22 protein-coding genes and 1 tRNA gene are annotated in these 24,363 nt (G+C 52.8%); 10 read left to right on the forward strand and 13 right to left on the reverse strand.

What is annotated here, in order from left to right; translation table 11 throughout:
* Positions 1 to 318 precede the first annotated feature (318 nt).
* The 11 genes from KCG48_RS08375 to KCG48_RS08425 form a co-directional block, all read right to left on the reverse strand.
* Positions 319 to 1,935, reverse strand: a complete 1,617-nt coding sequence (locus tag KCG48_RS08375; RefSeq protein WP_211801262.1) for a BCCT family transporter — start codon at positions 1,933 to 1,935, stop codon at positions 319 to 321.
* 638 nt (positions 1,936 to 2,573) lie between these two features.
* Positions 2,574 to 4,085: a lysine--tRNA ligase gene (lysS, locus tag KCG48_RS08380; protein ID WP_211801377.1), complete on the reverse strand. Its 1,512-nt coding sequence runs from the start codon at positions 4,083 to 4,085 to the stop codon at positions 2,574 to 2,576.
* 9 nt (positions 4,086 to 4,094) lie between these two features.
* Positions 4,095 to 4,577, reverse strand: a complete 483-nt coding sequence (greA, locus tag KCG48_RS08385) for a transcription elongation factor GreA (RefSeq protein WP_211801264.1) — start codon at positions 4,575 to 4,577, stop codon at positions 4,095 to 4,097.
* A gap of 72 nt (positions 4,578 to 4,649) precedes the next feature.
* Positions 4,650 to 5,621 (reverse strand): tRNA dihydrouridine synthase DusB, encoded by a 972-nt coding sequence (dusB, locus tag KCG48_RS08390; RefSeq protein WP_211801379.1) that lies wholly within the window; start codon positions 5,619 to 5,621, stop codon positions 4,650 to 4,652.
* Positions 5,605 to 6,384: a type III pantothenate kinase gene (locus KCG48_RS08395; protein WP_211801266.1), complete on the reverse strand. Its 780-nt coding sequence runs from the start codon at positions 6,382 to 6,384 to the stop codon at positions 5,605 to 5,607. The genes dusB and KCG48_RS08395 overlap by 17 nt, the downstream gene beginning before the upstream one ends.
* Before the next feature lie 228 nt (positions 6,385 to 6,612).
* A complete protein-coding gene (locus tag KCG48_RS08400) occupies positions 6,613 to 8,280 on the reverse strand; it encodes a formate--tetrahydrofolate ligase (RefSeq protein WP_211801268.1) in 1,668 nt (555 codons plus the stop codon).
* A gap of 11 nt (positions 8,281 to 8,291) precedes the next feature.
* On the reverse strand, positions 8,292 to 8,672 hold the full coding sequence (locus KCG48_RS08405) for a thioesterase family protein (RefSeq protein ID WP_211801270.1): 381 nt from the start codon (positions 8,670 to 8,672) through the stop codon (positions 8,292 to 8,294).
* Positions 8,673 to 8,813: 141 nt separating this feature from the next.
* The gene (ftsH, locus tag KCG48_RS08410) at positions 8,814 to 10,742 is read right to left on the reverse strand and encodes an ATP-dependent zinc metalloprotease FtsH (RefSeq protein ID WP_211801271.1); all 1,929 of its coding nucleotides are present in this window, start codon (positions 10,740 to 10,742) and stop codon (positions 8,814 to 8,816) included.
* Between the two features lie 134 nt (positions 10,743 to 10,876).
* On the reverse strand, positions 10,877 to 11,416 hold the full coding sequence (gene hpt, locus KCG48_RS08415) for a hypoxanthine phosphoribosyltransferase (RefSeq protein ID WP_211801381.1): 540 nt from the start codon (positions 11,414 to 11,416) through the stop codon (positions 10,877 to 10,879).
* Positions 11,416 to 12,804 (reverse strand): tRNA lysidine(34) synthetase TilS, encoded by a 1,389-nt coding sequence (tilS, locus tag KCG48_RS08420; protein WP_211801273.1) that lies wholly within the window; start codon positions 12,802 to 12,804, stop codon positions 11,416 to 11,418. The genes hpt and tilS overlap by 1 nt, the downstream gene beginning before the upstream one ends.
* A gap of 109 nt (positions 12,805 to 12,913) precedes the next feature.
* Entirely contained in the window at positions 12,914 to 13,105 is a 192-nt protein-coding gene (locus tag KCG48_RS08425) for a hypothetical protein (protein WP_211801275.1), read from the reverse strand.
* A 232-nt stretch (positions 13,106 to 13,337) separates the two neighbouring features.
* Here KCG48_RS08425 and KCG48_RS08430 point away from each other — a divergent pair.
* Positions 13,338 to 13,413 (forward strand) — tRNA-Pro (locus tag KCG48_RS08430).
* 105 nt (positions 13,414 to 13,518) lie between these two features.
* On the opposite strand, the gene KCG48_RS08435 is transcribed toward KCG48_RS08430, so the two are convergent.
* On the reverse strand, positions 13,519 to 14,448 hold the full coding sequence (locus tag KCG48_RS08435) for a LysR family transcriptional regulator (protein ID WP_211801277.1): 930 nt from the start codon (positions 14,446 to 14,448) through the stop codon (positions 13,519 to 13,521).
* Between the two features lie 122 nt (positions 14,449 to 14,570).
* Between KCG48_RS08435 and KCG48_RS08440 the strand changes: the two genes are divergently transcribed.
* Positions 14,571 to 15,581 (forward strand): YeiH family protein, encoded by a 1,011-nt coding sequence (locus KCG48_RS08440; RefSeq protein ID WP_230977064.1) that lies wholly within the window; start codon positions 14,571 to 14,573, stop codon positions 15,579 to 15,581.
* 92 nt (positions 15,582 to 15,673) lie between these two features.
* On the opposite strand, the gene KCG48_RS08445 is transcribed toward KCG48_RS08440, so the two are convergent.
* The gene (locus tag KCG48_RS08445) at positions 15,674 to 16,531 is read right to left on the reverse strand and encodes a helix-turn-helix domain-containing protein (protein WP_211801278.1); all 858 of its coding nucleotides are present in this window, start codon (positions 16,529 to 16,531) and stop codon (positions 15,674 to 15,676) included.
* Positions 16,532 to 16,702: 171 nt separating this feature from the next.
* Here KCG48_RS08445 and KCG48_RS08450 point away from each other — a divergent pair, with 171 nt between their 5' ends.
* From KCG48_RS08450 to KCG48_RS08485, 8 genes are all read left to right on the forward strand, one after another.
* Positions 16,703 to 17,365 carry a cobalamin B12-binding domain-containing protein gene (locus KCG48_RS08450; protein WP_211801279.1) on the forward strand — a complete coding sequence of 221 codons (663 nt, stop codon included), beginning with the start codon at positions 16,703 to 16,705 and terminating at the stop codon, positions 17,363 to 17,365.
* Entirely contained in the window at positions 17,349 to 18,506 is a 1,158-nt protein-coding gene (locus KCG48_RS08455; protein WP_211801280.1) for an ABC transporter permease, read from the forward strand. Before KCG48_RS08450 ends, KCG48_RS08455 begins: the two co-directional genes overlap by 17 nt.
* Entirely contained in the window at positions 18,499 to 19,203 is a 705-nt protein-coding gene (locus KCG48_RS08460) for an ABC transporter ATP-binding protein (RefSeq protein ID WP_211801281.1), read from the forward strand. The genes KCG48_RS08455 and KCG48_RS08460 overlap by 8 nt, the downstream gene beginning before the upstream one ends.
* On the forward strand, positions 19,200 to 20,561 hold the full coding sequence (locus KCG48_RS08465) for a deoxyribodipyrimidine photo-lyase (protein ID WP_211801282.1): 1,362 nt from the start codon (positions 19,200 to 19,202) through the stop codon (positions 20,559 to 20,561). Before KCG48_RS08460 ends, KCG48_RS08465 begins: the two co-directional genes overlap by 4 nt.
* The gene (locus tag KCG48_RS08470) at positions 20,558 to 21,214 is read left to right on the forward strand and encodes a hypothetical protein (RefSeq protein ID WP_211801283.1); all 657 of its coding nucleotides are present in this window, start codon (positions 20,558 to 20,560) and stop codon (positions 21,212 to 21,214) included. The genes KCG48_RS08465 and KCG48_RS08470 overlap by 4 nt, the downstream gene beginning before the upstream one ends.
* A gap of 107 nt (positions 21,215 to 21,321) precedes the next feature.
* Positions 21,322 to 21,720, forward strand: coding sequence for a DUF2177 family protein (locus KCG48_RS08475; RefSeq protein ID WP_211801285.1), 399 nt, complete (start codon positions 21,322 to 21,324; stop codon positions 21,718 to 21,720).
* A gap of 29 nt (positions 21,721 to 21,749) precedes the next feature.
* Positions 21,750 to 23,543 (forward strand): DAK2 domain-containing protein, encoded by a 1,794-nt coding sequence (locus KCG48_RS08480; protein ID WP_211801286.1) that lies wholly within the window; start codon positions 21,750 to 21,752, stop codon positions 23,541 to 23,543.
* Between the two features lies 1 nt (position 23,544).
* Positions 23,545 to 24,315 carry a DUF1295 domain-containing protein gene (locus tag KCG48_RS08485; RefSeq protein WP_211801287.1) on the forward strand — a complete coding sequence of 257 codons (771 nt, stop codon included), beginning with the start codon at positions 23,545 to 23,547 and terminating at the stop codon, positions 24,313 to 24,315.
* The last annotated feature ends 48 nt before the right edge of the window (positions 24,316 to 24,363 follow it).

Genomic DNA, 24,363 nt, shown 5'->3' on the forward strand with positions numbered 1-24,363 from the left:
TCTATGGCTGCCAGAACGGCAAGCGGATCATCGATGACCACATGGTGAGACTCGTGATCAGCGGAGAATTAAGTTAAGAAGATGGCCAGCTCAACCGCGCAGTTGAACTGGCCATCTTCTCCAGCAAACTTCGGACGCCTTATCCCGTCAGGTTTTGGACGTCCAATCGTAGCAGTAACAGTGGTAACTTACTTACGTAAATACAAACGTGATCTCAGTGAAAAATGAAGATGATTCCTGCACAGCGCAGGAATCATCTTCTTTGATATTATTTGTCAACTAATGCAAAAACTATTCTACAATTAATAATCGCTTTAGCTAGATAGCTTCAACTTCCTCGGATTGATCGAGATTATCCAAAGGAACAACTTGCCCCAAATTCTGATGGGACTCAATGGGAACTCCATCAGCTGTATAGTCCTCTTTAAAAGTATCATACTTCATTGGGTTTTTAGCTACTTTAACAATAGAGTACGCCATTGCTAACTCTAAAAATAGCGCTGGGAATCCACCAAGGTTTGATAACATTTTAATACCATCAATCCCCGCAAATGCTAGCATAACCCATGAAACTATACAAAGCAGAGCACCCCAAAATACTTTCATCCCGATTGAAGGTTCTGGACTATCCGGTGAAATTCCGGTCGTACTCATTCCACCCATAGATGAAGTCATGGCATCCGCACCGGTCACATAAGATAGAAAAGCTGCAAAAATGAAGATCGGGATTATTATTTTAGCCAGTGGGTATTGGGAGAAAAATAGGTAAACTGCCGCTTCAGGGCCTTGGCTGGTTACTGCTTCCGCGATGGGTACGCCATTGAGCTGCGAGTATATCGCACCTCCTCCGTAAATCGACATCCAAAGTAACCCAAAAAGTGATGGAAGTATGAAGTTTGTCATAATCATATCTTTGACTTTATATCCATAAGATATTCTACCCAAGAATAATCCTGTGATAGGTGCCCACGCTAACCAATTAGCCCAATAGAACATCGTCCATCCTTGGGGCCAGCTATCACCTTGTATGATTCCCGTAAACAAACTCTTCTGCATAAAGTTAGTGATATAGTCCGCAAATGATTCTACTCCTAGGTTAAGAATGTACACGGTAGGACCAACAGCGAAGACAAATATTGCTAGCCCAATGAAAAGCCAAGTGTTTATCTTCGAAAGATTTTTAACCCCATTCATCAAGCCTGTGATCGCAGATAATACAAAAGCTACAACAATCACAATATCCACAATCAGCCAAAGTGTAGGATTGCTTTCAATTCCAAAAAGATATGTCAGCCCTCCGGAAACGGTTAATACACCAGTTCCAAGAGATGCAGCCATTCCGCCAACTAAAGCATATAAGCAAATAGCATCGATACCCTGACCAATTTTGCCGTAAGATTTTTTCCCTAAGATTGGATCCATGGTTGAACCCAAACTGTAAGGTTTCTTCATGTTATAATATGCAAAAGCAAAAATGACGGCGGGAACAGTATATATGGCATAGGGTGTAAAAGTCCAGTGTAGCATCAGGGATGATAATGAAAATACAGCTGCTTCTGGTGAACTTGGTTCGATATTAAGTGATGCAGGTGGTGCCAATAAATGGTACATGGGTTCAGCTGTAGCCCAAAATAAAAGTCCAATGGCTATTCCAGTGGTTAAAGTTATCGAAAACCACTCAAACCGTCCCAGCAATGGTTTTGCTTTAGATCCGCCTATTTTGACTTTCCCAAATGGTGAAAAATATAATCCTATGATCACTATCAGGAAAATAATTCCACTAAGACTAAATAACCACCCAAAGTTGACTAGAATCCACGAATTCGTTCCGTTAACCACATTACTAAATGCTTCCTTATCAAGAAAACTTACAATTACTGCGACCAGTAGAAGGATTACCGGAGGAAAGAACACTATCGGTTTAATTTTCTTCATCGTATAACTCCTCGTTTTTCATCACTTTCAATCATTGTGATGAAGCCTAAAATACTCATCTTTTTTATCTACATTCTGACTAAAGAAAAAGTGTCAGATTCATTCGGGAGAATAGGATTGCGAAGTAGCAAAACAGATCTTAATTATGCGGATGACAATGATATTTCACTCCCTTCTATTCAACAGAAACTTGATTTTTTTGCTTTGGTCGGATAACATGCCGATATATTTATTCACCCATAATGATTCTGCATCTTGATAGTCATCAATCTTTTCAAATGAGTTGATTGAATTCCTGAAATATGAGCTCGCTAAGATCGAACTTCTCATATTAGATTTAATTCAGTGTTCCGCACACACTCATAAAGGAAAAAGAGTAAATTACGTGCAACGGGCTAAAGATTTACTTTCACAAAAGCTAAATCCTTAAATCGTTTTCAATGTGCACAATACTAGATTATTTCAAAACGAGTTCATAGTCAACGGATTTTGGAAAATTATTATATATTAATCGAAAAAATAAACTTATTATGGAAAATTTTCCATAAATTCAGGGTACCAAGCTGAATAAACAACATTAAAATTCAGAAGTTTATAAAAAAGCACCGCCAAAGCGGTGCTTTTACACATATTTACGTTTAATCCTGGGGCTTCATTGTGGGGAACAAAATGATGTCCCGGATGGAGTGAGCATCGGTAAGGAACATGATGATTCGGTCGATGCCGATTCCCAGTCCGCCTGTGGGCGGCATTCCCGTTTCCAGGGCGCTCATGAACTCTTCATCGATCATGTAGGCTTCGTCATCGCCAAGCTCTCTTTCCTTTGCCTGCTGGGTGAAGCGATCCCGCTGCACAATGGGGTCATTGAGCTCGGAATAGGCATTACAGATTTCACGGCCGAAGATAAAGCCTTCGAAACGTTCGGTGAAGTCCGGATTTCCGCGCTTCTTCTTGGTCAGCGGGGAAATTTCCACGGGATAGTCGCAGATGAAGGTCGGCTGGATCAGCTTGTCTTCACAGAACCGCTCAAACATGACGTTCAGCACATCCCCCTTGGTCGTGAGGCTCACATCATACTTGAAGTCATCCTGGATGTGCATTTTGCGGGCGATCTCATGGGCTTCTTCATCGGTCTTCACTTCATTGAAGTCGATGCCGGTTTCTTCCTTGACGATATCCGCCATGGTGACTCTTCTCCAGGGTGGTGCCAGATTGATTTCTGTTCCCTGGTAGTTGACGACCATGGTGCCCAGAACCTTCTGAGCCACAGAAGACACCAGGTCCTCCGTCAGGTCCATCATATCATTATAGTCACTGTAGGCTTCATAAAGCTCAATCATGGTGAATTCCGGATTATGCTTGAAGTCGATGCCTTCGTTCCGGAAGTTCTTGCCCATGTCATAGACCTTTTCAAATCCACCCACGATGAGGCGCTTCAGATAAAGCTCCGTGGCGATTCTCAGGTACATGTCGATGTCCAGGGCATTGTGGTGGGTGACAAAGGGTCTTGCGGCAGCACCACCGGCAATGGGGGACAAAATGGGGGTCTCTACTTCCAGGTATCCCCGGTCATCGAGATATCGGCGGATTTCCCGGATGATGTGGGTACGCTTGATCATCTTCTCCCGAACTTCAGGATTCACGATGAGATCCACTTCCCGCTGACGGTACCGGATATCCGGATCCACCAGGCCATGCCACTTGTCCGGCAGGGGCTTTAGGGCCTTGGAAATGAGCTCGAAGCTGGAGACCAGAAGGGAGATTTCTCCGGTCTTCGTGACAAAGGCTTCGCCTTCCACGCTGATCCAGTCGCCCAGGTCCAGGGTTTTGAAGAACTTCAGCTTCTCCTCGCCCACCATGTCGATCTTGATGTAGATCTGGAGTTTTCCTTCCCGGTCATGAATATCGGAAAAACCAGCCTTCCCCTGCACTCTTTTGCGCATGAGCCGTCCGGCGGTCTTGACCTTCACGCCCTCCAGGGCTTCGTAGTTCTCCTTGATTTCCTTGGAATTATGGGTGATTTCCACCTTGTAGACATCAAAAGGATCCTGCCCGGCTTCCTGCAGCTCCTTCAGCTTCTCTCGTCTTAAGAGCTCCTGTTCCGACAAACGGTCCTCGGTCTCTCTCAAATTGCTTTCTTCATTTGACACGTCTTGCACCTACTCTCTTCCTATTTCGATGATCTTGAACTTGCTGGTTCCATTGGGAACCACAGCGAGAACCTCATCTCCCACGCCATGGCCGATGAGGGCCTTGCCCACGGGAGACTCATTGGAAATTTTAAAATTCATGGGATCTGCTTCCGTGGAGCCGACGATGGTGTAGTTCACCTCTTCGTCAAAATCAAAATCATAGACCTTGACAGTGCAGCCCACGCTGACGATATCCACGGAGATTTCGCTTTCATCGATGACGCTGGCGTTTTTCAGCATGTTTTCCAGCTGAACGATTTTGCCTTCTACGAAAGCCTGCTCATTTTTCGCCTCATCATACTCGGAATTTTCACTGAGGTCTCCGTAGCCCAGAGCTACCTTGATCTTTTCCGTGATCTCCTTGCGCTTGACGGTCTTCAGGTATTCCAGCTCGCTTTCGAGCTTTTTTACCCCGTCATAGGTCATAATGTATTTTTTTGCTTCACTCATTTTATATCCCCTTAATCAGTTCATTTAATAACCCATTATAGTTACAATATCGTTCATTGTCAACGGCTTTAATCATTGGCCCGCGAGCCAAAAGCCATATTCCGCGAGGCTTTCCAGCACTTTTCGGGAATCGGTTTCGGTGTTGATCCGGTTCTTGAGGTCAGTGCTGCGGGGCATGCCTTTGAGATACCAGCCCACATGCTTGCGCATCTCCCGGACGGCTTTACGCTCGCCGTCATAGGCCAGGGTGTTCTCATAGTGCCGGATGAGGATGCGGATCCGCTCCTCCAGGGTGGGCGGAGTATACGGGGTATTCTCCAGGGCCGCGCGAATTTCTGAGAAAATCCAGGGATTTCCCAGGGCTCCCCGGGCCACCATGATCCCGTCGCACCCGGTGGTCTCAAACATTTCCAGCGCATCGGCTCCGGTAAAGATATCGCCGTTTCCGATGACCGGAATGGACAGGGCCTTTTTGATCTTCCGGATAATTTCCCGGTCGGATTTGCCCGAATAGTACTGCTCCCGGAATCGCCCATGGACAGTGATGAGATCGGCACCGGCCTCTTCCATGCGAAGGGCAAAATCCAGGGCGGTTTCCTCATCCATCTTGAATCCTCGGCGGAATTTGCAGGTCACGGGTTTGTCCGTGGCCTTCTTCACTTCCCGAAGAATCTCCTGGGCCTTTTTCGGATCCAGCATGAGGGAAGCTCCTTCGCCGTTTTTCACCAGCTTGGGTGCTGGACAGCCCATGTTGATGTCGATGAGGACGATGTCCTCATTCTCACTGAGCCGGGCCGCCGTTTCCGCCAGAATCTCTTTTTCGCTGCCGAAAAGCTGCACGGCAATGGGTTTTTCCAAGGGTGAGATCCTCAGCAGGTCTTCCGTATTGCTGCTGCCGTAATGGAGCGCCTTGGCGCTGACCATTTCGGAGTAAACCATGGAGCAGCCCATACTAATGGCGATCTCGCGAAAGGAGATATCCGTGACTCCGGCCATGGGGGCCAGGAACACGTTGCTCTCCAGGGTTTTATTTCTTATTTTTATCATAGATCAGTTTCAGCCCTTCCAGGGTCAGATTGGGTTCAATGGCATCGATGACGTCAGTTCCGCTCTTCATGAGCCGGGAGAATCCGCCCGTGGCCACCACCAGGGGCTCCTCTTCGCCATCGTTCATCATTTCGGTTTTCATCAGCTTCACCAGGTGCTCCACCATGCCGATGTAGCCATGGACGAGGCCGGACTGCATGGACACCACGGTGTTTTTCCCGATGACCTTTTCCGGTTTCATGAGCTCCACCCGGGGGAGCTTCGCTGCCCGCTCAAAAAGAGCATCGGCAGAGATTTTGATTCCCGGGCAGATGATTCCGCCTTCATAGGTACCGTCTTTTTTCACGGAACAGAAGGTGGTGGCGGTGCCAAAGTCGATGATGATGAGGCTCCGCTTGTACTTATGGGTGGCCGCCACGGCATTGACAATGCGGTCGGCGCCCACTTCCTTGGGATTGTCCGTCTTGACGTTGATGCCGGTTTTCACGCCAGCTCCCACCACCACGGGGGGAACGTTGAAGAGTTTTCGCACCATGTTCTCCAGGGAGTACATGACGTTGGGCACCACAGAAGAGATGATGACTCCATCGATATCCTCCGCTCTCAGCCGGTTCATCTGAAAGAGGCTGAGCACCTCAATGGCGATTTCATCGGAGGTCTTCCGCGCATCGGTGGAAAGACGGAAATCGGAAACGATCCGCTCCCCATCATGGACACCCATGACGATATTGGTATTTCCGACATCGATTAGCAGTATCATAAAACATCTCCCCATAATATTCTAAAAGCAGCTGTGAAGCTGCTACACGATGGATCTATTACGCTGTGGTTATTTTTGACAATACTATTTTAACAAGATTCCCTTTAATGTCAAGCAAAAAGGACATGGCCGCGAGGCATCCGAAGTGCGGTTTTTCCCGATTTTTCAGGGCTTCCCCCTCCATGGCATAAATAAGACGGAGGGAATCCCTCCGTCTTCTCCATCTCTTTAGAATAAGCCCACGATATTGCCTTCTTCATCGATATCCATGCGGTTGGCTGCCGGGACCTTGGGCAGTCCGGGCATGGTCATGATGTCTCCCGTGAGGCACACGATGAAGCCCGCGCCGTTGGAGAGGCGAACCTCATTGACCTTGACCTCAAAGCCCGTGGGCGCTCCCAGGAGTTTGGGGTTATCCGACAGGGAATACTGGGTCTTGGCCATGCAGATGGGTTTCTTGTCGAGACCCATGGCTTCGATGTCCTTAATGGCTTTCTCCGCTGCCGGCGAATACGCCACGGAGGAGCCTCCGTAAATTTCCTTGACGATGGTTTCCACCTTGGCCTTGATGGGGGCTTCCACCGCATAAAGGGGCTGGTATTTTCCTGCTTTTTCTGCCGTCGCAATGACCTTTTCCGCCAGCTCCAGTCCGCCTTCTCCCCCCTTGGCCCAGACCTCCGTCAGGGCTACGCCGACCTTGCGCTCCTCCAGGAAAGCCTGGATGAAGGCCAGTTCCTCGGGGGAATCCGTCACAAAGCGGTTGATGGCCACCACGGGTTCCAGGTTGAACTTCCGGATATTGGCGATTTGCTTTTCCAGATTGACGATGCCCTTCTTCAGCCCTTCCACATCGGGGGTGCCCAGGTCTGCCTTAGCCACTCCGCCGTGATGCTTCAGTGCCCGCACAGTGGCCACAATGACCACAGCGCTGGGATTCAGTCCGCCGAAGCGGCACTTGATGTCCAGGAACTTTTCCGCACCCAGATCGGCGCCAAAGCCAGCCTCGGTCACCACATAATCGCCCAGCTTCAGCGCCGTGCGGGTGGCCAGGATGCTGTTGCAGCCATGGGCAATGTTGGCAAAGGGTCCGCCATGAATAAGGGCCGGAGTGTTTTCCAGGGTCTGCACCAGATTCGGCTTAATGGCGTCCTTCATGAGGAGGGCCATGGCCCCCTGAATCTCCAGATCCTTACAGAAGACAGGGCCTCCTGCCAGATTGTAGCCAATGAGGATTTCACCCATGCGGGCCTTCAGATCCTCCAGGGAGGTGGACAGACAGAGGATGGCCATGATTTCCGAGGCCACGGTGATCATGAAGCCGTCTTCCCGGGGGAATCCATTGGGCTTTCCGCCCAGGCCCACATTGACCTGACGCAGGGCCCGGTCATTCATATCCATGACCCGCTTGAACAGGATTCGACGCACATCGATGCTCAGGGCATTGCCCTGATGAATATGATTGTCGATGGCGGCACACAGGAGATTATTCGTCGCCGTGATGGCATGCATGTCTCCGGTAAAATGAAGATTGATGTCCTCCATGGGAACCACTTGGGCATATCCGCCGCCGGCGGCTCCGCCCTTCACCCCAAAGACCGGTCCCAGGGAGGGTTCACGCAGGGCAATGACTGCTTTTTTCCCCAGGCGGTTCAGCGCCTGGCCCAGACCCACGGTGACGGTGGATTTTCCTTCGCCGGCGGGGGTGGGATTGATGGCCGTGACGAGGATCAGCTTGGCATCCTCGTCCCCTTCATGGGCTTTGAGCACATCCAGGGACACTTTGGCCTTATGCTTGCCGTAGAGATCCAGATCATCCTCGGTGAGCCCCAGCTGGGCTGCCACGTCGCGGATATGGAGCATGGTGGATTCCTGTGCAATTTGAATATCAGTTTTCAAGTTGTACCTCCTCAAATCATGTGGTTGATTTTATTCATAAACTTGTTTCCATCGACAATCACCCGTTCATGGATCGCCGTGCCGATGAGGACCTCCCCTTCAAACACCTCGACCCGGAGGGTCATTTTGCGCCCCTCCCCCTGAAGCAGCTCTGCCCGGGATCGGACCGTTTTTCCCACTCCTGTGGCTTTCAGGTGATCCAAGTGAAGATGCGTCCCCACCGTGGTCTCCCCTTCCTTCAGCATGGGCTTCAGAAGCTCCTTGGCGGTATGCTCCATGAAGGCGGCCAGAGCCGGTGTGGCGTACACGGGAAGATCCCCGGACCCCAAAGCCTTTGCCGTGTCCTTTTCCATGACGCAGCGCGTCTCCTCCAAAATCCATTCCTTTTCCAAAACTCATCCTCCCTTCAAACTATTTTTATTATACCATCGGAAAAAGTTCCTGGGAATGACCAAGAGGGGAAGATGTAATCATTTACACCTCCCCGCGAAAAACAGGCAGAGTTTCCTCTGCCTGTAAAAATCTTGTTTCAGCTATGCTTCAGTTAGGGGTTCATGGGGATAATCCCCTTCCCGGGCAGGCTTGTAGATTGGTTTGTCCTTAGGCTCCCCATGAACGCTCTCCGTTTCCGGTGCTGCATTTTTCGGGGTAATCTTTCCTGTGGTGAAAAGTTCTTCAAACTCATCCGCCTCGATTTTTTCCATCTCCAGGAGCTTTTGGGCCAGGAGGTGGAGCTTGTCCAGATTTTCCGTGAGGATTTCTTCCGCCTTCTTATAGGCCGCATCCACCAGGCTCTTTACCTCATCATCGATAAGTTCACCCATTTTCTCGGAAAAATTCTTGGACTTGGAGAAATCGCGGCCGATGAAGACTTCCTGATCTTCTCCGAAGGAGATGGTTCCCACTTTCTCGCTCATGCCGTATTCCGTGACCATGGCCCGGGCGATTTTCGAAACCCGGTCAATGTCATTCTTGGCTCCGGTGGAGATATCCTTCAGCACCAGGGACTCGGCCACGCGGCCCCCCAGGAGGGAAACCATCATGTCCAGAAGCCGGCTCTTGCTCATGTAGGAACGGTCCTCCGAAGGGAGATGCATGGTGTAGCCTCCGGCCATGCCCCGGGGTATGATGCTGATCTGATGGACGGGATCCATGTTGGGGAGAAGGCGTCCAATGATGGCATGGCCCGCTTCATGATAGGCGGTGAGCCGACGCTCATGCTCGGAAACCACACGGGACTTCTTCTCTGTTCCCGCAATGACGCGGGTGATGGCTTCATCCAGCTCCTTCATGGTGATGAACTTCTTGTTGGCCCGGACAGACAGGAGGGCCGCCTCATTGGTGAGGTTTTCCAGATCGGCTCCGGTGAAGCCGGAGGTCATTTTCGCTAAAGTGTTGAGGTTCACGTCTTCACCCAGGGGTTTCTTCTTCACATGGACCTTGAGAATCTCTTCCCGGCCCTTGGCATCGGGATAGCCCACGGCGATCTGCCGGTCAAAGCGGCCGGGACGCAGGAGGGCATTGTCCAGAATGTCCGGACGGTTGGTGGCAGCCACCATGATGATGCCCTCGTTGATGCCGAAGCCGTCCATTTCCACCAGAAGCTGGTTCAGGGTCTGCTCCCGCTCGTCGTGGCCTCCGCCAAGCCCTGCACCGCGCTTGCGGCCCACGGCGTCAATTTCGTCGATGAAAATGATGCAGGGGGCATTCTTCTTGGCCTGATCAAACATATCCCGAACACGGGATGCGCCCACGCCCACAAACATCTCCACAAAATCCGAACCGGAGATGCTGAAGAAGGGTACGCCGGCTTCGCCGGCCACAGCTTTCGCCAAGAGGGTCTTACCGGTTCCCGGAGGGCCCACCAGAAGGATTCCCTTGGGAATCCGCGCACCCAGATCCAGATACTTTTTGGGATTCTTCAGGAAATCTACCACTTCCTGGAGCTCGTACTTCTCCTCATCAGCTCCTGCCACATCCTGGAAGGTCACATGGCGGGTGTCGGGATTGGCCATTTTCGCCCGGCTTTTGCCGAAATTCATGGCGTTGCGGTTGCTATTGCCCATATTCTGGTTCTGTTTGTTCATATAGATGAAGAAAAAGGCAATGCCGCCCAGAAGGAGCACAGGGGTCACCAGGCTCCACACCGAGAAATCGGACTTCGGCGTATAGCGCTCCACCACAGCATCCTTGCCCTCATCATTGAGGAACTGGGCCAGTCGCTCCGGCGCTGCCACGGTGGTAAAGGTGGTGTTGTCCGTACGAATGCCCTTAATGGTCATGCCATCGGCGGACACGCTGATCTCCTTGATCTTGTCCGCCCGGTACTCCGTGGTGAACTGATTGTAGGAGATGGAGTTTAGCTGGGCATCCATCCCCGCAATAAGGTAATACCCGATCATGAACAGGAGGATGACAGCGGTGAAGCTGAACATCCCTGGAATTTTCGTCTTCGAATTCATCGGTGTTATCCGACAGGAAGCTTTTCCTGTCTGTCTCCTTTCTTTCTCATCTTTTCCCCTTAAAATTTCACGGGGAATAATTTAATTGTATACTACTTATTTTACGACCAACGGCAAAGGAAAGAAAGGGTTTTCTACTTTTTATAGATCTCATCTTTCAGGGATCCGATAAAGGGCAGATTTCGGTACTTCTCCGCATAGTCGATGCCATAGCCGATGATGAACTCATCGGGAACCTCATAACCGATATAGGCCACGGGGATATCCTTCAGCCGCCGTTCCTTTTTATCGAGGAGGCAAACGATCTCGATGCTTTCCGCCTTGCGGTTCTTCAGATAATCCACCAGGTAGCTCAGGGTAATACCCGTGTCAATGATATCCTCCACAATGAGAATATGCTTTCCGGAAATATCCATATCCAGATCCTTGTTGATCTTTACCACGCCGGAACTGGTGGCTCCGGTGCCGTAGCTGGACACTTCCATGAACTCAATATTGCAGGGAATGGTGATTTCCTTCATGAGATCCGTCATGAACACCACAGATCCCTTGAGGATCCCCACCAAAACCAGTTCTTTCCCTTCGTAGTCCCGGCTGATCTGGTCCCCCAGTTCCCGGCACTTTTGGGACAGGTCCTCCCGGCTGAATAAAATTTCCTTCACATCATCTGCAATCACTTATTTTCCTCCTCATAGATCCCGATTTCCAGCACCTCTTGGGTGCTTTCCTTAACTTTATAATCTTCACTGATCACCTGGTTTCCCAGGGAAAAGATGTCCTGTTTACTGACCAGCACCAGCAGCCGGTCCCGGTCTTCCCGGTTCATTTTTTTGTCGATGAGAATGCTCTTCACTTTCCGGTTCCCCGTCATCCCCAGGGGCTTCATTTTGTCCCCATCTTCCCGATGGCGGATGAGAATCTCTTCCCCGAAGGCTCCGCGGTCAAAATAGCGGCAGCGGGGATCACGGCCCAGGGCTTCCCGGGACACCACCCTCGCCTCCACTCGCCGTCCTTCCACCATCACGCTGCCCGGAAGGGGAAGCGTGGTTCGAAGATCGGAGGGCTCCGCGGCTGATTTTCGCGTGATGATGACCTCCCCATAGACATGGCGGGCCACAATCTCGTCCTTCACATCCAGCATTTTCCCCGATTCTTTTCGGCTGAGGGCTTCGATGTCCCGAAGATGAACCTCCTCGATATTCTGGAGGTTTCCCTTGACCAAAGCTACAGCCTCCCGGATCATCCGAATCCTTAGGGCCATGGGCAGGGTAAAGGCCTCCTTCGTCAGGACCACTTTCGGTTGACCTTGCCGATCCTGCTCTTCCCGGAGAACTCCTGGACGGACCTTTTGCACTTCCTCCTCGATGAACTCCCGGTCTTCCCGGAGGGTTTTCGCCATTCGGCTTAAGGTTTGGGGGAAATCCCCATTGAAGTGCTGCTGAATATAGGGGATGACCTCCAGGCGGATGCGGTTTCGAAGAAAGGCCGGATCCTTGTTGGTCTCATCTTCCCGGGGGCTCAGTCCCTTTTCCTCAAGATAGGTCAAGATCTCCTCTTTTTCCACACTGAGCAGGGGGCGGATAAAAGCCTCCCGCTGGAAGGCCATCCCGGAAAGACCGGTGAGTCCCGTTCCCCGGAACAGATGGAGAAGGATCGTCTCCCGCTGGTCATCCTGGTGGTGGGCGGTGGCACATGCCGTGTAGTTCTCTTGTACCATAATTTCCTTAAAGAATGCATATCGGGCTTCCCGTCCGGCCATTTCCAGGGACCAGCCCTTAGCCTCGGCCAGGGCCTCAATGTCCATTTTTTTGCTGTAGAAGGGAATCCCCCGTTCCTGGGCAAAGGTACGGCAAAACGCCTCATCCTTGTCGGCCGATGCGCCCCGCAGCCCGTGATTCACATGGGCGGCACCCAAGGTAAACCCCAAGAAGGGCGAGAGCTCATGGAGCACCGATAGGAGGGCCAGGGAATCGCTTCCGCCGGAAAAAGCCACCAGAATCCGGTCCCCCGGATGAATTAAATCCTGGGCTTCCACATCCCGGATCACCTGTTCCTTCAACATTCCCTCGCCTCCTTTTACTTTGACGCTAAAAGATACTTCTACAGTTTACCGTCTTTTCATCCTTCTCGCAAGAAAGGGGCAGGGGGTTTCCCCCTGCCCCTTCAAAATGTTATTCCAGATCATCCGGTAGGTAAAGATCCACCACCGTTTCCGCCTTCACCTCAGGATCCTCGGAGAGGTTTTTCAACCCCTGCATGGTGTTGATGCCCTTGCAGCGCTGACATTCATAGCCTTCCTCCACAGGAAGGAAATAGGTAATTAGCTCGCATTGGGTGCAGTACCCTTCTTTTGCCTCCAGCATGGCCGGCCATCTCCTTTCCGATTCGCTTTGGTTTGTATCTTTATTATACTGGGTGGAGTTTCCCGGAAAGTTAATAATCTACAAAGATAATGTGAACAATGGCCTAAACTTTTTTGAGCGAATTTCTTTTTCGGGCTCAAGGACTTCCTGATTTTTCAGCCTTTTCGCCGTGATCTTTTGAAATTTCTTCTTGAATGTTCCCCGGGGATCAGCTATAATAAGATTCGGACATCGGGGTGTAGCGCAGATGGTAGCGTGCATGACTGGGGGTCATGAGGTCGCAAGTTCAAGTCTTGTCACTCCGACCAAATGGAAAGCGGTTGATTTCGAAGAAATCACCGCTTTTTTGATATCCGGATTTCTCTGCAGTATTTCGGGATCCTTCTATTTTGAAGGATCCCTTTTCCATGTCCTCAGAGACCAGGCTCTATGCTGCACTTTTTAAACCTCTCCCGTTCCTCATCCATGGCGATGAACTCCTGAGCCACGGAGAGAAGGGAGTCCCGAAAATAGGTATTTTTGAGAAACACGAAGTTGAATTCCCGTTCTTCGCAAAAGCCGGGAATCGCCATAGGGGCCAGGGTTTTGTTCTCGATTTCTTCTTTGGCCGTCACGGCAAAGAGGAAGGTTACCCCAGCGCCTTGGGCTACCAGCTGCTTCATGGCTCCAATGCTGCCGATTTCCACAATTTTATCAAAGGCCTGGAGGGAAAAGTTGTTTTTCTGCAGCAGGTTCTCCAGAATTTCTCGGGATCCGGAACCCGGCTCCCGCAAAATCAGCCGACTTCCGGTGATTTGGGGAAAATCCACCTGCTCATTGGCCCAAAGGGAACTCCCCGCACAGACGGGAAGGAACGGTTCCCGGCGAAAAAGGAGAGAGTCATAGGCAGACTTGTCAAAAAGCCCCTCCACCAGGAGAAAATCCAGTTCCCCCTGACTTAGCTTCTCCAGAAGATCGTGGGTGTTGGCCACGGTCATCTGGATTTTCGCCTCCGGATGCTGCAGTAAAAGGCGAGCCAAGATCGGAGGCATCACATACTCCCCAATGGACATGGTGGCCCCAAACCGAAAGTTCCAATTCCCAGCATCCCCGGAGCCCAGTTGATCCCGGAAATGCCGATAGTCCGAAAACACGGTGGTGGCATAGGCTTTCAGCCGTTCTCCCTCCTCCGTGATGCGGATTTTCCGGTTGGCGGTATCCACCAGGAGGCACCCATAAACCTCCTCCAGGTACCGGATGTGCTGGGAGACGGCGGGTTGAGTCATATTGAGGAGCTCCGCGGTTTTGGTGAAGCTCTGGGAGGCGCAAAGGGTCAGGAAGGTGTGATGACGAAAATCAAGCATAGCCGTTTCCCTTTCATAATTTCAATTTATGTTTTCATAATAAAGCATAATTTAATCTTATTCTATTCTTCTGGTAAACTCAAGTACAGGACATCAATGAACATCAGAAAGGAATAATTTGAATGAACATCATGAACAAGAATCTGCCTGGCATACTCCTGTCCGCCGGCATCACCCTTCTGGCCTATCTTCTCTCCCCCCTCATTCCCGGAAAAATTCTGGGCGAAACCCTATTCGCCCTCCTCCTGGGCATGGCCTTTAACCCCTGGGTTTCCCGTCAGGAATCCTTTGACTCCGGAACCCGCTGGACCTCCAAGATCATTCTTCGCGCAGGAATCATCCTGGCGGGGATCACCCTCAGCTTTTCCCAGGTGCTCCAGGCGGGACGCTACTCCCTGATCCTCATGTTCTTCACCCTGACGACAGCCTTTGGCGTGGGCTATCTCTGCAAGAAGATCTTCAAGATCAACTGGAAGCTGGCCAGCCTTCTTTCCGTCAGCACCGCCATCTGCGGAGGCACCGCCGTGGCTACCCTGGGTCCCACCATCCGGGCCAAAAACCGGGATATCGCCTATGCCATCTCCGCCACCTTCCTCTTTGATCTCATCACCGTCATCGCCTTTCCCTGGATCGGCCAGCTCATGGGGCTTAGCGACACGGGTTACGGCCTCTGGGTGGGTACAGCGGTGAACGACACCTCCTCCGTGGTGGCCGCCGGCTATGCCTTCTCCGATGCTGCAGGACTTCTGGCCACCATCGTGAAGCTCACCCGAACCCTCTTCATCGTTCCCGTGGTGCTGATCTTCTCCTGGATCATCGCCCGCAAGGAACCCACCTCCACGGAAACCAAAAAGATCCGCATCCAGGAAATCTTCCCCTGGTTCATCCTGGGCTTCCTGGCCGTGGTGGGCATCCGTACCACGGGAATAGTTCCTGCCCTTTGGGTGGAACGGATCTCCTTCCTGTCGAAATTTCTCCTGTCCATGTCCCTGGCCGCCATCGGCATGAACACCAGTCTCCAGGAGGTGAAGAGCGTGGGGATGAAACCCATGGTCGCCGGCGTCATCATCGACACCTCCGTGGTCATCGTGTCGCTCTTCGCCCAGGCCGGAATCCTTCGTTATCTCCAGTAACCGAAAAGAATATCCAGCCCATGGCATGAAAGCCCAAGAGGGCAGGGGTGAAGTTCCCCGCCCTCTTGGGCTTCCTTATTCATTGAGTCATTTCAGATTCGGTTGAGGTTTCGGATGACGCCTTCCAGATCCGCACAGTACAGATCCGCCCCCGTCTCCACCGCCGGATTCTGGAGATACTGCAGGGCATTGCCCCCAATCATGAGGGTGGGGGACTTGGTGCCAAAACGCTGCTTGATAGTCTGGATCAGCATTTTCGCCGAGTCCGTATGATAGGGCATGGTCACCGAAATGAGCACCGCCCGGGGTTTATTAGCCTCAATGGCCTGGAGGATATTGTCTGCCGGGATTCCGCTGCCGAGGAATATCACATTGTAGCCATGGGACTCCAGCATGTCGCTGATCATGCGGATGCCTATGCTATGCTGCTCCGCGCCGGGAACCACCGCCAAAATGGGGCGGGAGTTTTCCGCTTCCTTGAATTTTCGGCGCTTGATGAGGGACATGTTCTCCATGGAGATCTCCGAAATAAAGTGCTCCTTCCAAATGGGTAGTTCACCCTTTTCCCAAAGTTCCCCCGTGACCACCAGGGAACGTTCAATATAATCCTTATAGATGGTGGCGGAAGGGATCCCCTGGCGAAGAAAACTGAGGATGATTTTTCGCACGGTCTTTTTGTCCCCATCCACCAGGGCCTTCATATAGTCTTCAAAGGCATACTCCGCTGTCTCCTGGGCAGGGGAGTCTTTTTTTTCCGCCGCTGCGCTGTAGCCCTCCCGGCCAATGAGATAATCCACGGAAACCCCAAAAAGTTCGGCGATCTCCGCGGTCTTTTCCAGATCCGGCACTCGGGTGCCGTTCTCGTAATTGGCAATGGTGGTTTGGCCGATCCCCAGGGCTTTGGCGGCTTCCTTCTGGGTCAGCTGATGTTTGATCCGAAGTTCTTTCATCCGTTGGGGAAAAGAAAAATTCATCATGGTCAGCACCTTTCGTATTCAGGTTCATTATTTAATCACATTATGTGATAATACCACACATCAGTCAACAAATTGTTTGCAATATTTCAAAGCGTGGTATATTATCGAGCTAACAAAGAACGATTCTTCATTAGAGGTGAGAATATGAATCCGAATTTCCATGAATTTGAAGCGATTTTAATAACAGAAAACCGCCGGGAGGCCCTGTCGTACATCCTGAATCTCCTGGATCGGGAGAACCTTTCCATCCCCCAGCTCTACAGTGAACTCCTGGCCCCGGCCCTCAACGGCATGACCTCCTCGGGCAACGAGAAGCTGGACATCTGGAAGGAGCATGTACGAAGCTCCATCATCCGGGCTATCATTGAAAACTGCTATCCTTATGTATTGAAAGAACGGGATCGGAATAACGTCGCTCCCTTGGGCCGAAAGGTCGCTGTGATCTGTCCTTCAGAGGAGTACCACGAACTGGGTGCCCGCATGATCACCGACTATTTTACCCTCTTGGGCTATGATGCCACCTTCGTGGGCAGCAACACGCCGAAAGAAGTCTTCGTGGCCGGGCTTCAGACCGAGAAGTTTGATGATGTGGCGCTGAGCATTACCAACCCCTATCATCTGGTCTCGGCCCGCAACACCATCGCCCTCGTCCGTCAGTTTCTTCCGAAGGTCCGGATCCTGGTGGGCGGTTACGCCCTGACCATTCTGGGTGATGAAAAGGAACTGCTGAAGGCCGATGCCTATGTCTACTCATTCGGCGATCTCGCCAACCTGGCAGGAGGACAACATCATGAAACTATCCTTTAAAATCGCCCTGCGATTCCTAAAATCCAGTAAAGGACAAACCCTTCTCATCGCCTTGGGCATCGCCATCGGGGTCAGCGTCCAGATCTTCATCGGCACCCTCATTCAGGGTCTTCAGAAGAGCCTGGTGGACAGAACCATCGGCAACCAGCCCCAGATCACCCTCGCCGCCGCAGAGAAGGATACCCGCATAGAAAAGAGTGATGAGCTCATGGCCTCCATCACGAAGGACCGGCCGGAAATCACCGCCATCGCCGCCGCTGCCGACGGGCCCGCCCTGATCCATGAAGGAGAGGACACCTACAGCGTCCTCGTTCGGGGACTGGATCTCGCCTCCTCGGACAAGATCTACGGTATTCTGGACAAGATCGTGGAGGGCTCTGCCCCCACCGCCGACAATGAAGTGCTCATCGGCAAGGATCTCAGTGTGGAATCCGGCATCAGCGTCGGTGACGAACTGGAAGTTCAAGCCAACGTCATGGAAACAAAAACCTTAACGGTCACGGGAATCTTTGATCTTGGCGTGGCCAGCATCAATAAATCCTGGGCCATCACCACCCTTCCCACGGCCCAAGGGCTCTTTGACTATGGGGACCAGGTCACCGGCATCGAGCTCCAGGTGAAGGATGTCTTTGCCGCCGATACATTAGCGTCAACCATTCAGCAGACCGTGGGGACCGAATTCACCGTGGACAACTGGAAGGATCAGAATGCCCAGCTGCTCAGCGGCCTCAGCGGCCAGAGCGTCTCCAGCATCATGATCCAGGTCTTCGTCATGATTTCCGTTCTCCTGGGCATCGCCAGCATCCTGGCCATCACCGTGGTACAGAAGTCCAAGCAGATCGGCATCCTGAAAGCCATGGGCATCCGGGACAAGACCTCCAGCCTCATTTTCCTCTTTGAAGGACTGCTTCTGGGCATCGTCGGTGCGGTTCTCGGGATCCTCCTGGGTCTGGGCCTCGCCTGGTCCTTCGCCACCTTTGCCCTGAACCCCGACGGAACACCCGTGGTTCCCCTCTACCTTGACCGGAACTTCATTCTCCTTTCCGCCGGTGTCGCCGTGGTGGCAGCCACCATCGCCGCCCTCATCCCCGCCCGCAACTCTTCTCGACTGAATCCCATCGAGGTGATCCGAAATGCTTAAGAATGTCATTGAACTGAAAAACATCAATAAAATCTACGGCACCACCGTGAAGACCCAAGTCCTCCACGATGTGAACCTGAATATTGAAGAGGGAAGCTTTACCTCCATCATCGGCCAGTCCGGCAGCGGAAAAAGCACCCTGCTGAATATTGTGGGCACCCTGGATAAGCCCACCTCCGGCGAAGTCTACATCAACGGCAAGCGCACGGACCAGATGAAGAAGGATGAGCTGGCGGATCTACGAAACCGTACCATGGGCTTCATCTTCCAGTTCCACTATCTCCTGCCGGAGTTCACCGCCCTGGAAAATGTCCTCATTCCCTACCAAATCCAGGGGGAGAAAATCACCCCGGAGATTCTGAAACGGGCCCATGAGCTCATGGACCTGGTGGGTCTCCAGGCGGTGAAGAACAACATGGCCAATGCCATGTCCGGAGGCCAGCAGCAGCGAACCGCCATCGCCCGGGCCCTCATGAACCAGCCCAAGATCATCCTGGCCGACGAGCCCACGGGAAACCTGGACTCCGACACCACAGAAAGCGTCTATGATCTCATGCGGGACATCAACAAGAAGCTCGGCACCACCTTCATCATCATTACCCATGACCGGCGCATCGCCGAGCGGGCTGACCGCATCGTGGAAATCAAGGACGGCCGCATCGCCCTGAACATTCCTTTTCAGAGGATGACCTCATGATTCCCCGGCAGCGGATCCGCATCCTGAAGGAAACCTCTTCGACAAAAGGCCGTTATGTCCTCTACTGGATGAAGAGCGATCAGCGCACCCGCTGGAACCATGCCCTGGAGTATGCCTTGGACCAGGCCCATGGCCTGAACCTTCCCCTCCTCGTCTATGCCGTGCTGGAGGAGCCAAAAGACGGAGAACCCCGTCATCGGCGCTTCCTTCTGGAAGGGTACCAGGATGTGGCGGAAAACCTGATAAAGCGGGAAATCCCCTTCGCCCTGCTTCCCGGTTCCCCCCAGGACATCACCCTGGCTTTAAGCCAGGACGCCGCCCTTCTCATCACGGATAAAGGCTACCTGAAAGAGGACCGCCTCCTTCTGGAGGCGATTAAGGCTTCCCTTCCCGCAGCCCTCCATGTGGTGGAAACCCATGTGGTGGTGCCCGTGGAGGCTGCTTCTTCCAAAGAGGAGTACAGCGCCGCCACCCTTCGCCGAAAGATCGAGAGGCTCCTCCCGGAGTTCTCCCTTCCTTTGGAGCCCCGCCTTCCTGGAAACCAAGACTTCCCCTGGGATGACTTTTCCTGGCCCACCCCTCCGGTGGAAGCCCAGCGCCTTCTGGCAGCTCTTCCGCCCCGGGGCCTCATCCCTTATGCCGGGGGCGAAAACGCCGCCCAGGAAAGGCTGACCCAGTTCCTGGAGGAAAAGCTTGCGGGTTACGGGGAAAAGCGCAACGATCCCACGGGGGATTTTTCCTCAGGCCTTTCCCCCTATCTTCGGTATGGCCAGATTTCTCCTTTGGAGATCTACCTTCGGGTTCGAAAGATCCCATCAGAGGACACCCGGGTGTTCCTCGATGAGCTCATTGTCCGCCGGGAGCTGGCGGTGAACTTTGTCACCTACAACCCCCACTATGATTCCTACACCGCCATCTCCTCCTTCGCCCGGACCACCCTGGAGAAGCATCGGGATGATCCCCGCCCCTACCTCTATCCCCTGGAGGAGCTGGAGAGGGGACAAACCCATGATCCCTACTGGAATGCGGCGCAGCTTCAGCTACGCCATACGGGCATCATGCCCGGCTATCTTCGGATGTACTGGGGCAAGAAAATCCTGGAATGGACGAAAAATCCGGAGGAAGCCTATGCCTGGGCACTTCTTCTCAATAACCGGTACAGCCTGGACGGCAATGATCCCAACAGCTACGCCGGCGTCGCCTGGTGTTTCGGCAAGCATGACCGACCCTGGATGGAACGCCCCGTCTACGGCACGGTGCGGTACATGAATGACAAGGGCCTGGAACGAAAATTCCGCATCGGCGAATACACGAAAAAAGTGGAGAAACTCCTCGCTGCCCAAAAGGAAGAGTCATGAAAAAGGAAAACATCCGGCTCACCGAGCCCTTGAAGCTCTTCATCGCCCCTCCCCTCACCGAGGAGGATCCCCTCCTCTCCTGTCTCTCCTTCCCCTATAGCCTCACCGAGCTTTCCCAAGCCGACGCCGTCTTTTGTCTGGAGGACTTTTCCCCGGAACCCGGAAAAAGCTTCCCCCTGCATCCTGGGGATCTGGCGGATCCCCTCTTGGCTTGGGACACCCAGCGAAGGCTCCTCGCCCATGTGTGGTTTAAAAGCCTTCCGCTGCCCTCTCGAAGGGCCCTCCAGGAAGCCTGGTATATCCTGAAATTTCTCTGCCAGGAGCTGGATAACCCCTTGGCCCGGACCTGGGGCACTGCCCTCTCCAGTCAGCGGACAACGCTCACCCAAGAAGATCTGGAAGGGTACCGACAAAAAATTCTCCAGCTGCTTCATGGACCTTCCAGTGCCGAGCGCATTCGGGGAAGCCTCTGGAAGAACTACGCCCACCAGCGGAAGAAAACCCAGGAGTCCCTTCCGGGGATTCACTCCTCCGCAGAAGGCATCGGTGGGGAAACCCTCCTGGAGGAGCTCCGAATCCTCGAAGATTATGCCTTGAACCGGGGGATCTTCTTTGGCACCTCGCCGGTGATCTGGCGGGAACAAACCCCATAAAAATTAAATTATTGTAATATTCAAAACTATACCCCATTCCCTCATGAAATATCCGCTATAATTAAAGTACATCCCTGCCGCAAGGCAGTTTTGAAGGAGGATGACCCATGCAAAGCCTGAAACTTTTCGGCATGACCTTTCTCGTCTTTTTCCTGGTGGACCTGGTCTGGCTGGGGGTAATTTCCAAGAACCTCTATCGTAAATACCTGGGCCATCTCATGACCCCCAATGTGAACTGGACCGCGGCCCTTCTCTTCTATGTCCTCTTCATCGCCGGCCTCGTGTTCTTCGTGGTGAATCCCGCCCTGGAGAAGGAGAGTCTGCGCTATGCCATCCTGGCGGGCGGGTTCTTCGGTCTCATTGCCTATGGCACCTATGACCTCACCAACCTGGCCACCCTCAAGGACTGGCCCCTCACCATCACCGTCATTGATCTCCTATGGGGTACCTTTCTCAATGCGGCAACATCCGGGCTCACTTTCCTATTGGCAAGAGCCGTTCTTTAAGAATCATCCCTAAAATGGAGCGTGTTAACATGAGCATTCAGTATCTGGACAATGAAAAAATTTATTATTCCTTTCTCTCCGGAGCCCAGGAAGTCATCCGGAACAAGCGTCTCTTAAATGAGATCAATGTCTTTCCCGTGGCCGACGGGGACACCGGGAGCAATCTGGCTTCCACCATGAACGCCATTGTGCGGGAAGCCAAGATCCTGAAGACTGTCCGGGATACCCTGAATTCCATTGCCGATGCCGCCCTCACGGGCGCCCGGGGAAACTCGGGCATCATCATCGCCCAGTATTTCAACGGCATCTTCATGAGCCTTCGCGATGACGGCAACATCACCCTGCAGAGCTTTGCCAATATGGTGAAGAATGCGGTTCCCCATGCCTATGAGGCCATCAGCAATCCCGTGGAGGGCACCATCATCACCGTCATTCGGGAATGGGCTGATGCAGTAGACCGCTACAAGGATACCTGCGAAGACTTCCACGAGCTCTTTCGCCGCTCCCTGGTGGATGCCCAGATCTCCCTAAAGGCCACCACCGGAAAGCTGAAGGTCCTGGAGGAATCCCATGTGGTGGATTCCGGAGCCAAGGGTTTCGTGTACTTCCTCCAGGGTTTTGCGGACTTTCTCCGTACGGGGCATTTTGCCGCTGAAAACGGACAGGAGGAGGAAATCCTGGCCTTTGCGGAGCTTCCCGGTCACGACCATGATGTGGTGACCCACCGGTACTGCACAGAAGCCCTATTAAGTGGTGTAAACCTCAACCTGGAGGGCCTCCGTTCGATGCTCTCCCCCTTGGGCGATTCTCTCATCATCGCCGGTCATCCCGCCAAGGTGAAGATCCACCTCCATACCAGCAACCCGGAAAAGCTCTTTCAGCTGCTCCGGAGCCAGGGGGAAATCATCGAGCAGAAAGCCGATGACATGCTTCGCCAGTATGAGGATGCCTATCAGAAGAAGTCCTCCATTGCCCTGGTGACGGATTCCATCGCCGATGTGCCCCAGGAAATCCTGGACCGCCATCAGATCCACATGATCCCCCTTAATCTGGTTTTCGAGAATACCTCCTATCTGGATAAGGTGACCATGACACCGGAGATCTTTTATCCCCTGCTGGAACAGGCACCGGAGTATCCCAAGTCTGCCCAGCCCAATCCCAAGCAGCTGGAGGCTTATTTTTCAACCCTGACCCGTCATTATGATGAAATACTCGTCATCACCGTGGCCAGTGCCCAAAGTGGGACCCACAGCGCCTTTGTGAAAGCCGCGGAGAAGTTTGCCGAACAGGGCAAGCGCATCATCGTGGTGGATTCCAAGCAAAACTCCGGGGCGGAAGGCCTCCTGGTCTGGAAGGCTGCGGAGCGAATTGCGGAAGGATGGTCCCTGGAGGACATCGTCACGGAAATCGAGGAGCTCCGCACCCGAACGAAGATCCTGGTCAGTGTGAACACCCTGAAGTTCATGGTCCGCTCGGGACGTTTAAACAAAGCCACGGGCCTTCTGGGCAAGTGGATGAACCTGAAGCCCGTCATCTCCATCGACGAAGCCGGAAAGGGAAAAATTGAGGAGAAGGCCTTCAGTGAAGGCGCTGCCCGGGAGAAGATCCTGAAGATCGTACAGACCGCCCAGGAAAAAGAGGGCATCACCCGGTATGCCATTGTCCATGCCAATGACCCAAAACGGGCAGAGGAATACCGCAAGGCCTGTGTCCAGATCCTGAAGAAAGAACCCGACTACATCATGAATATCTCCACCATTGTGGGCATGAGCGCCGGCGTCGGCTGTGTCGCCGTCTCCTACATGTGTGAGAAGGAGGCATAAGATGAATCCGTATCTCGGCAGCGCTCTGCTGCTCTGGCTTTTCTTTACCCTGATTTTCCTCGTGGCCCAGGTCCTTCGAAACAATTCCATCGTGGACAGTTTCTGGGGTCCCGCCTTTCTCCTGGTGGCCTTATATACCTTCACCGTGATGAAGGATCCCGGTCCCCGGTCGACGGTTCTCACGCTCCTGGTGACCCTCTGGTCCCTTCGCCTGTTCTTCTACATCTCCGTCCGGAACTGGAACAAACCCGAGGATTTCCGCTACGTGGACATGCGCAGGCGTTGGGGCACGAAGCTTCCCCGGCTCAAGGCCTATCTCAATGTCTTCGTCCTCCAGGGCGTCTTCGCCTACATTGTCGCCCTGCCCATCATGGCGACCAACACTTCCTCCATCCAGTCCCTGGGAATCCTCAGCTATGCCGGCATCGCCATTTGGGTCATGGGATTCCTGTTTGAAAGCGTGGGAGATGCCCAGCTGAAGGCCTTCAAGGCCAAGCCGGAAAATAAAGGAAAGATCATGTCCACGGGCCTCTGGGCCTACACCCGCCATCCCAACTACTTTGGCGAAGCCCTCATGTGGTGGGGAATCTTCCTCATCTCCTTCACGGGTCTTTCGGATCTGCCCAGCCTCATCAGCCCGGTCTTCATGAACTATCTCCTGCGCTACGTATCCGGCGTTCCCCTCCTGGAGCGAAAGTACAAGAACCGGGAAGATTTTCAGGAGTACGCCAAGCGCACCCCCATCTTCATTCCCTGGTTCCCCAAAGCCTAAAAAACGATCCTTCCGCGTCCCGCCCGGGGCGCGGATTTTTTCTCTTCC

This window comes from Proteiniclasticum sediminis (assembly GCF_018128025.1).
Classification (GTDB): Bacteria; Bacillota; Clostridia; order Clostridiales; family Clostridiaceae; genus Proteiniclasticum; species Proteiniclasticum sediminis.

What these genes read in the sequence shown, in the direction of transcription:
- KCG48_RS08375 (WP_211801262.1), bottom strand. Translation starts at nt 1,935, where the DNA reads ATGAAGAAAATTAAACCGATAGTGTTCTTTCCTCCGGTAATCCTTCTA.
- greA (WP_211801264.1), bottom strand. Translation starts at nt 4,577, where the DNA reads ATGAGTGAAGCAAAAAAATACATTATGACCTATGACGGGGTAAAAAAG.
- KCG48_RS08395 (WP_211801266.1), bottom strand. Translation starts at nt 6,384, where the DNA reads ATGATACTGCTAATCGATGTCGGAAATACCAATATCGTCATGGGTGTC.
- ftsH (WP_211801271.1), bottom strand. Translation starts at nt 10,742, where the DNA reads ATGAATTCGAAGACGAAAATTCCAGGGATGTTCAGCTTCACCGCTGTC.
- tilS (WP_211801273.1), bottom strand. Translation starts at nt 12,804, where the DNA reads ATGTTGAAGGAACAGGTGATCCGGGATGTGGAAGCCCAGGATTTAATT.
- KCG48_RS08425 (WP_211801275.1), bottom strand. Translation starts at nt 13,105, where the DNA reads ATGCTGGAGGCAAAAGAAGGGTACTGCACCCAATGCGAGCTAATTACC.
- KCG48_RS08435 (WP_211801277.1), bottom strand. Translation starts at nt 14,448, where the DNA reads ATGCTTGATTTTCGTCATCACACCTTCCTGACCCTTTGCGCCTCCCAG.
- KCG48_RS08440 (WP_230977064.1), top strand. Translation starts at nt 14,571, where the DNA reads ATGAACATCATGAACAAGAATCTGCCTGGCATACTCCTGTCCGCCGGC.
- KCG48_RS08445 (WP_211801278.1), bottom strand. Translation starts at nt 16,531, where the DNA reads ATGAAAGAACTTCGGATCAAACATCAGCTGACCCAGAAGGAAGCCGCC.
- KCG48_RS08450 (WP_211801279.1), top strand. Translation starts at nt 16,703, where the DNA reads ATGAATCCGAATTTCCATGAATTTGAAGCGATTTTAATAACAGAAAAC.
- KCG48_RS08455 (WP_211801280.1), top strand. Translation starts at nt 17,349, where the DNA reads ATGAAACTATCCTTTAAAATCGCCCTGCGATTCCTAAAATCCAGTAAA.
- KCG48_RS08460 (WP_211801281.1), top strand. Translation starts at nt 18,499, where the DNA reads ATGCTTAAGAATGTCATTGAACTGAAAAACATCAATAAAATCTACGGC.
- KCG48_RS08465 (WP_211801282.1), top strand. Translation starts at nt 19,200, where the DNA reads ATGATTCCCCGGCAGCGGATCCGCATCCTGAAGGAAACCTCTTCGACA.
- KCG48_RS08470 (WP_211801283.1), top strand. Translation starts at nt 20,558, where the DNA reads ATGAAAAAGGAAAACATCCGGCTCACCGAGCCCTTGAAGCTCTTCATC.
- KCG48_RS08475 (WP_211801285.1), top strand. Translation starts at nt 21,322, where the DNA reads ATGCAAAGCCTGAAACTTTTCGGCATGACCTTTCTCGTCTTTTTCCTG.
- KCG48_RS08480 (WP_211801286.1), top strand. Translation starts at nt 21,750, where the DNA reads ATGAGCATTCAGTATCTGGACAATGAAAAAATTTATTATTCCTTTCTC.
- KCG48_RS08485 (WP_211801287.1), top strand. Translation starts at nt 23,545, where the DNA reads ATGAATCCGTATCTCGGCAGCGCTCTGCTGCTCTGGCTTTTCTTTACC.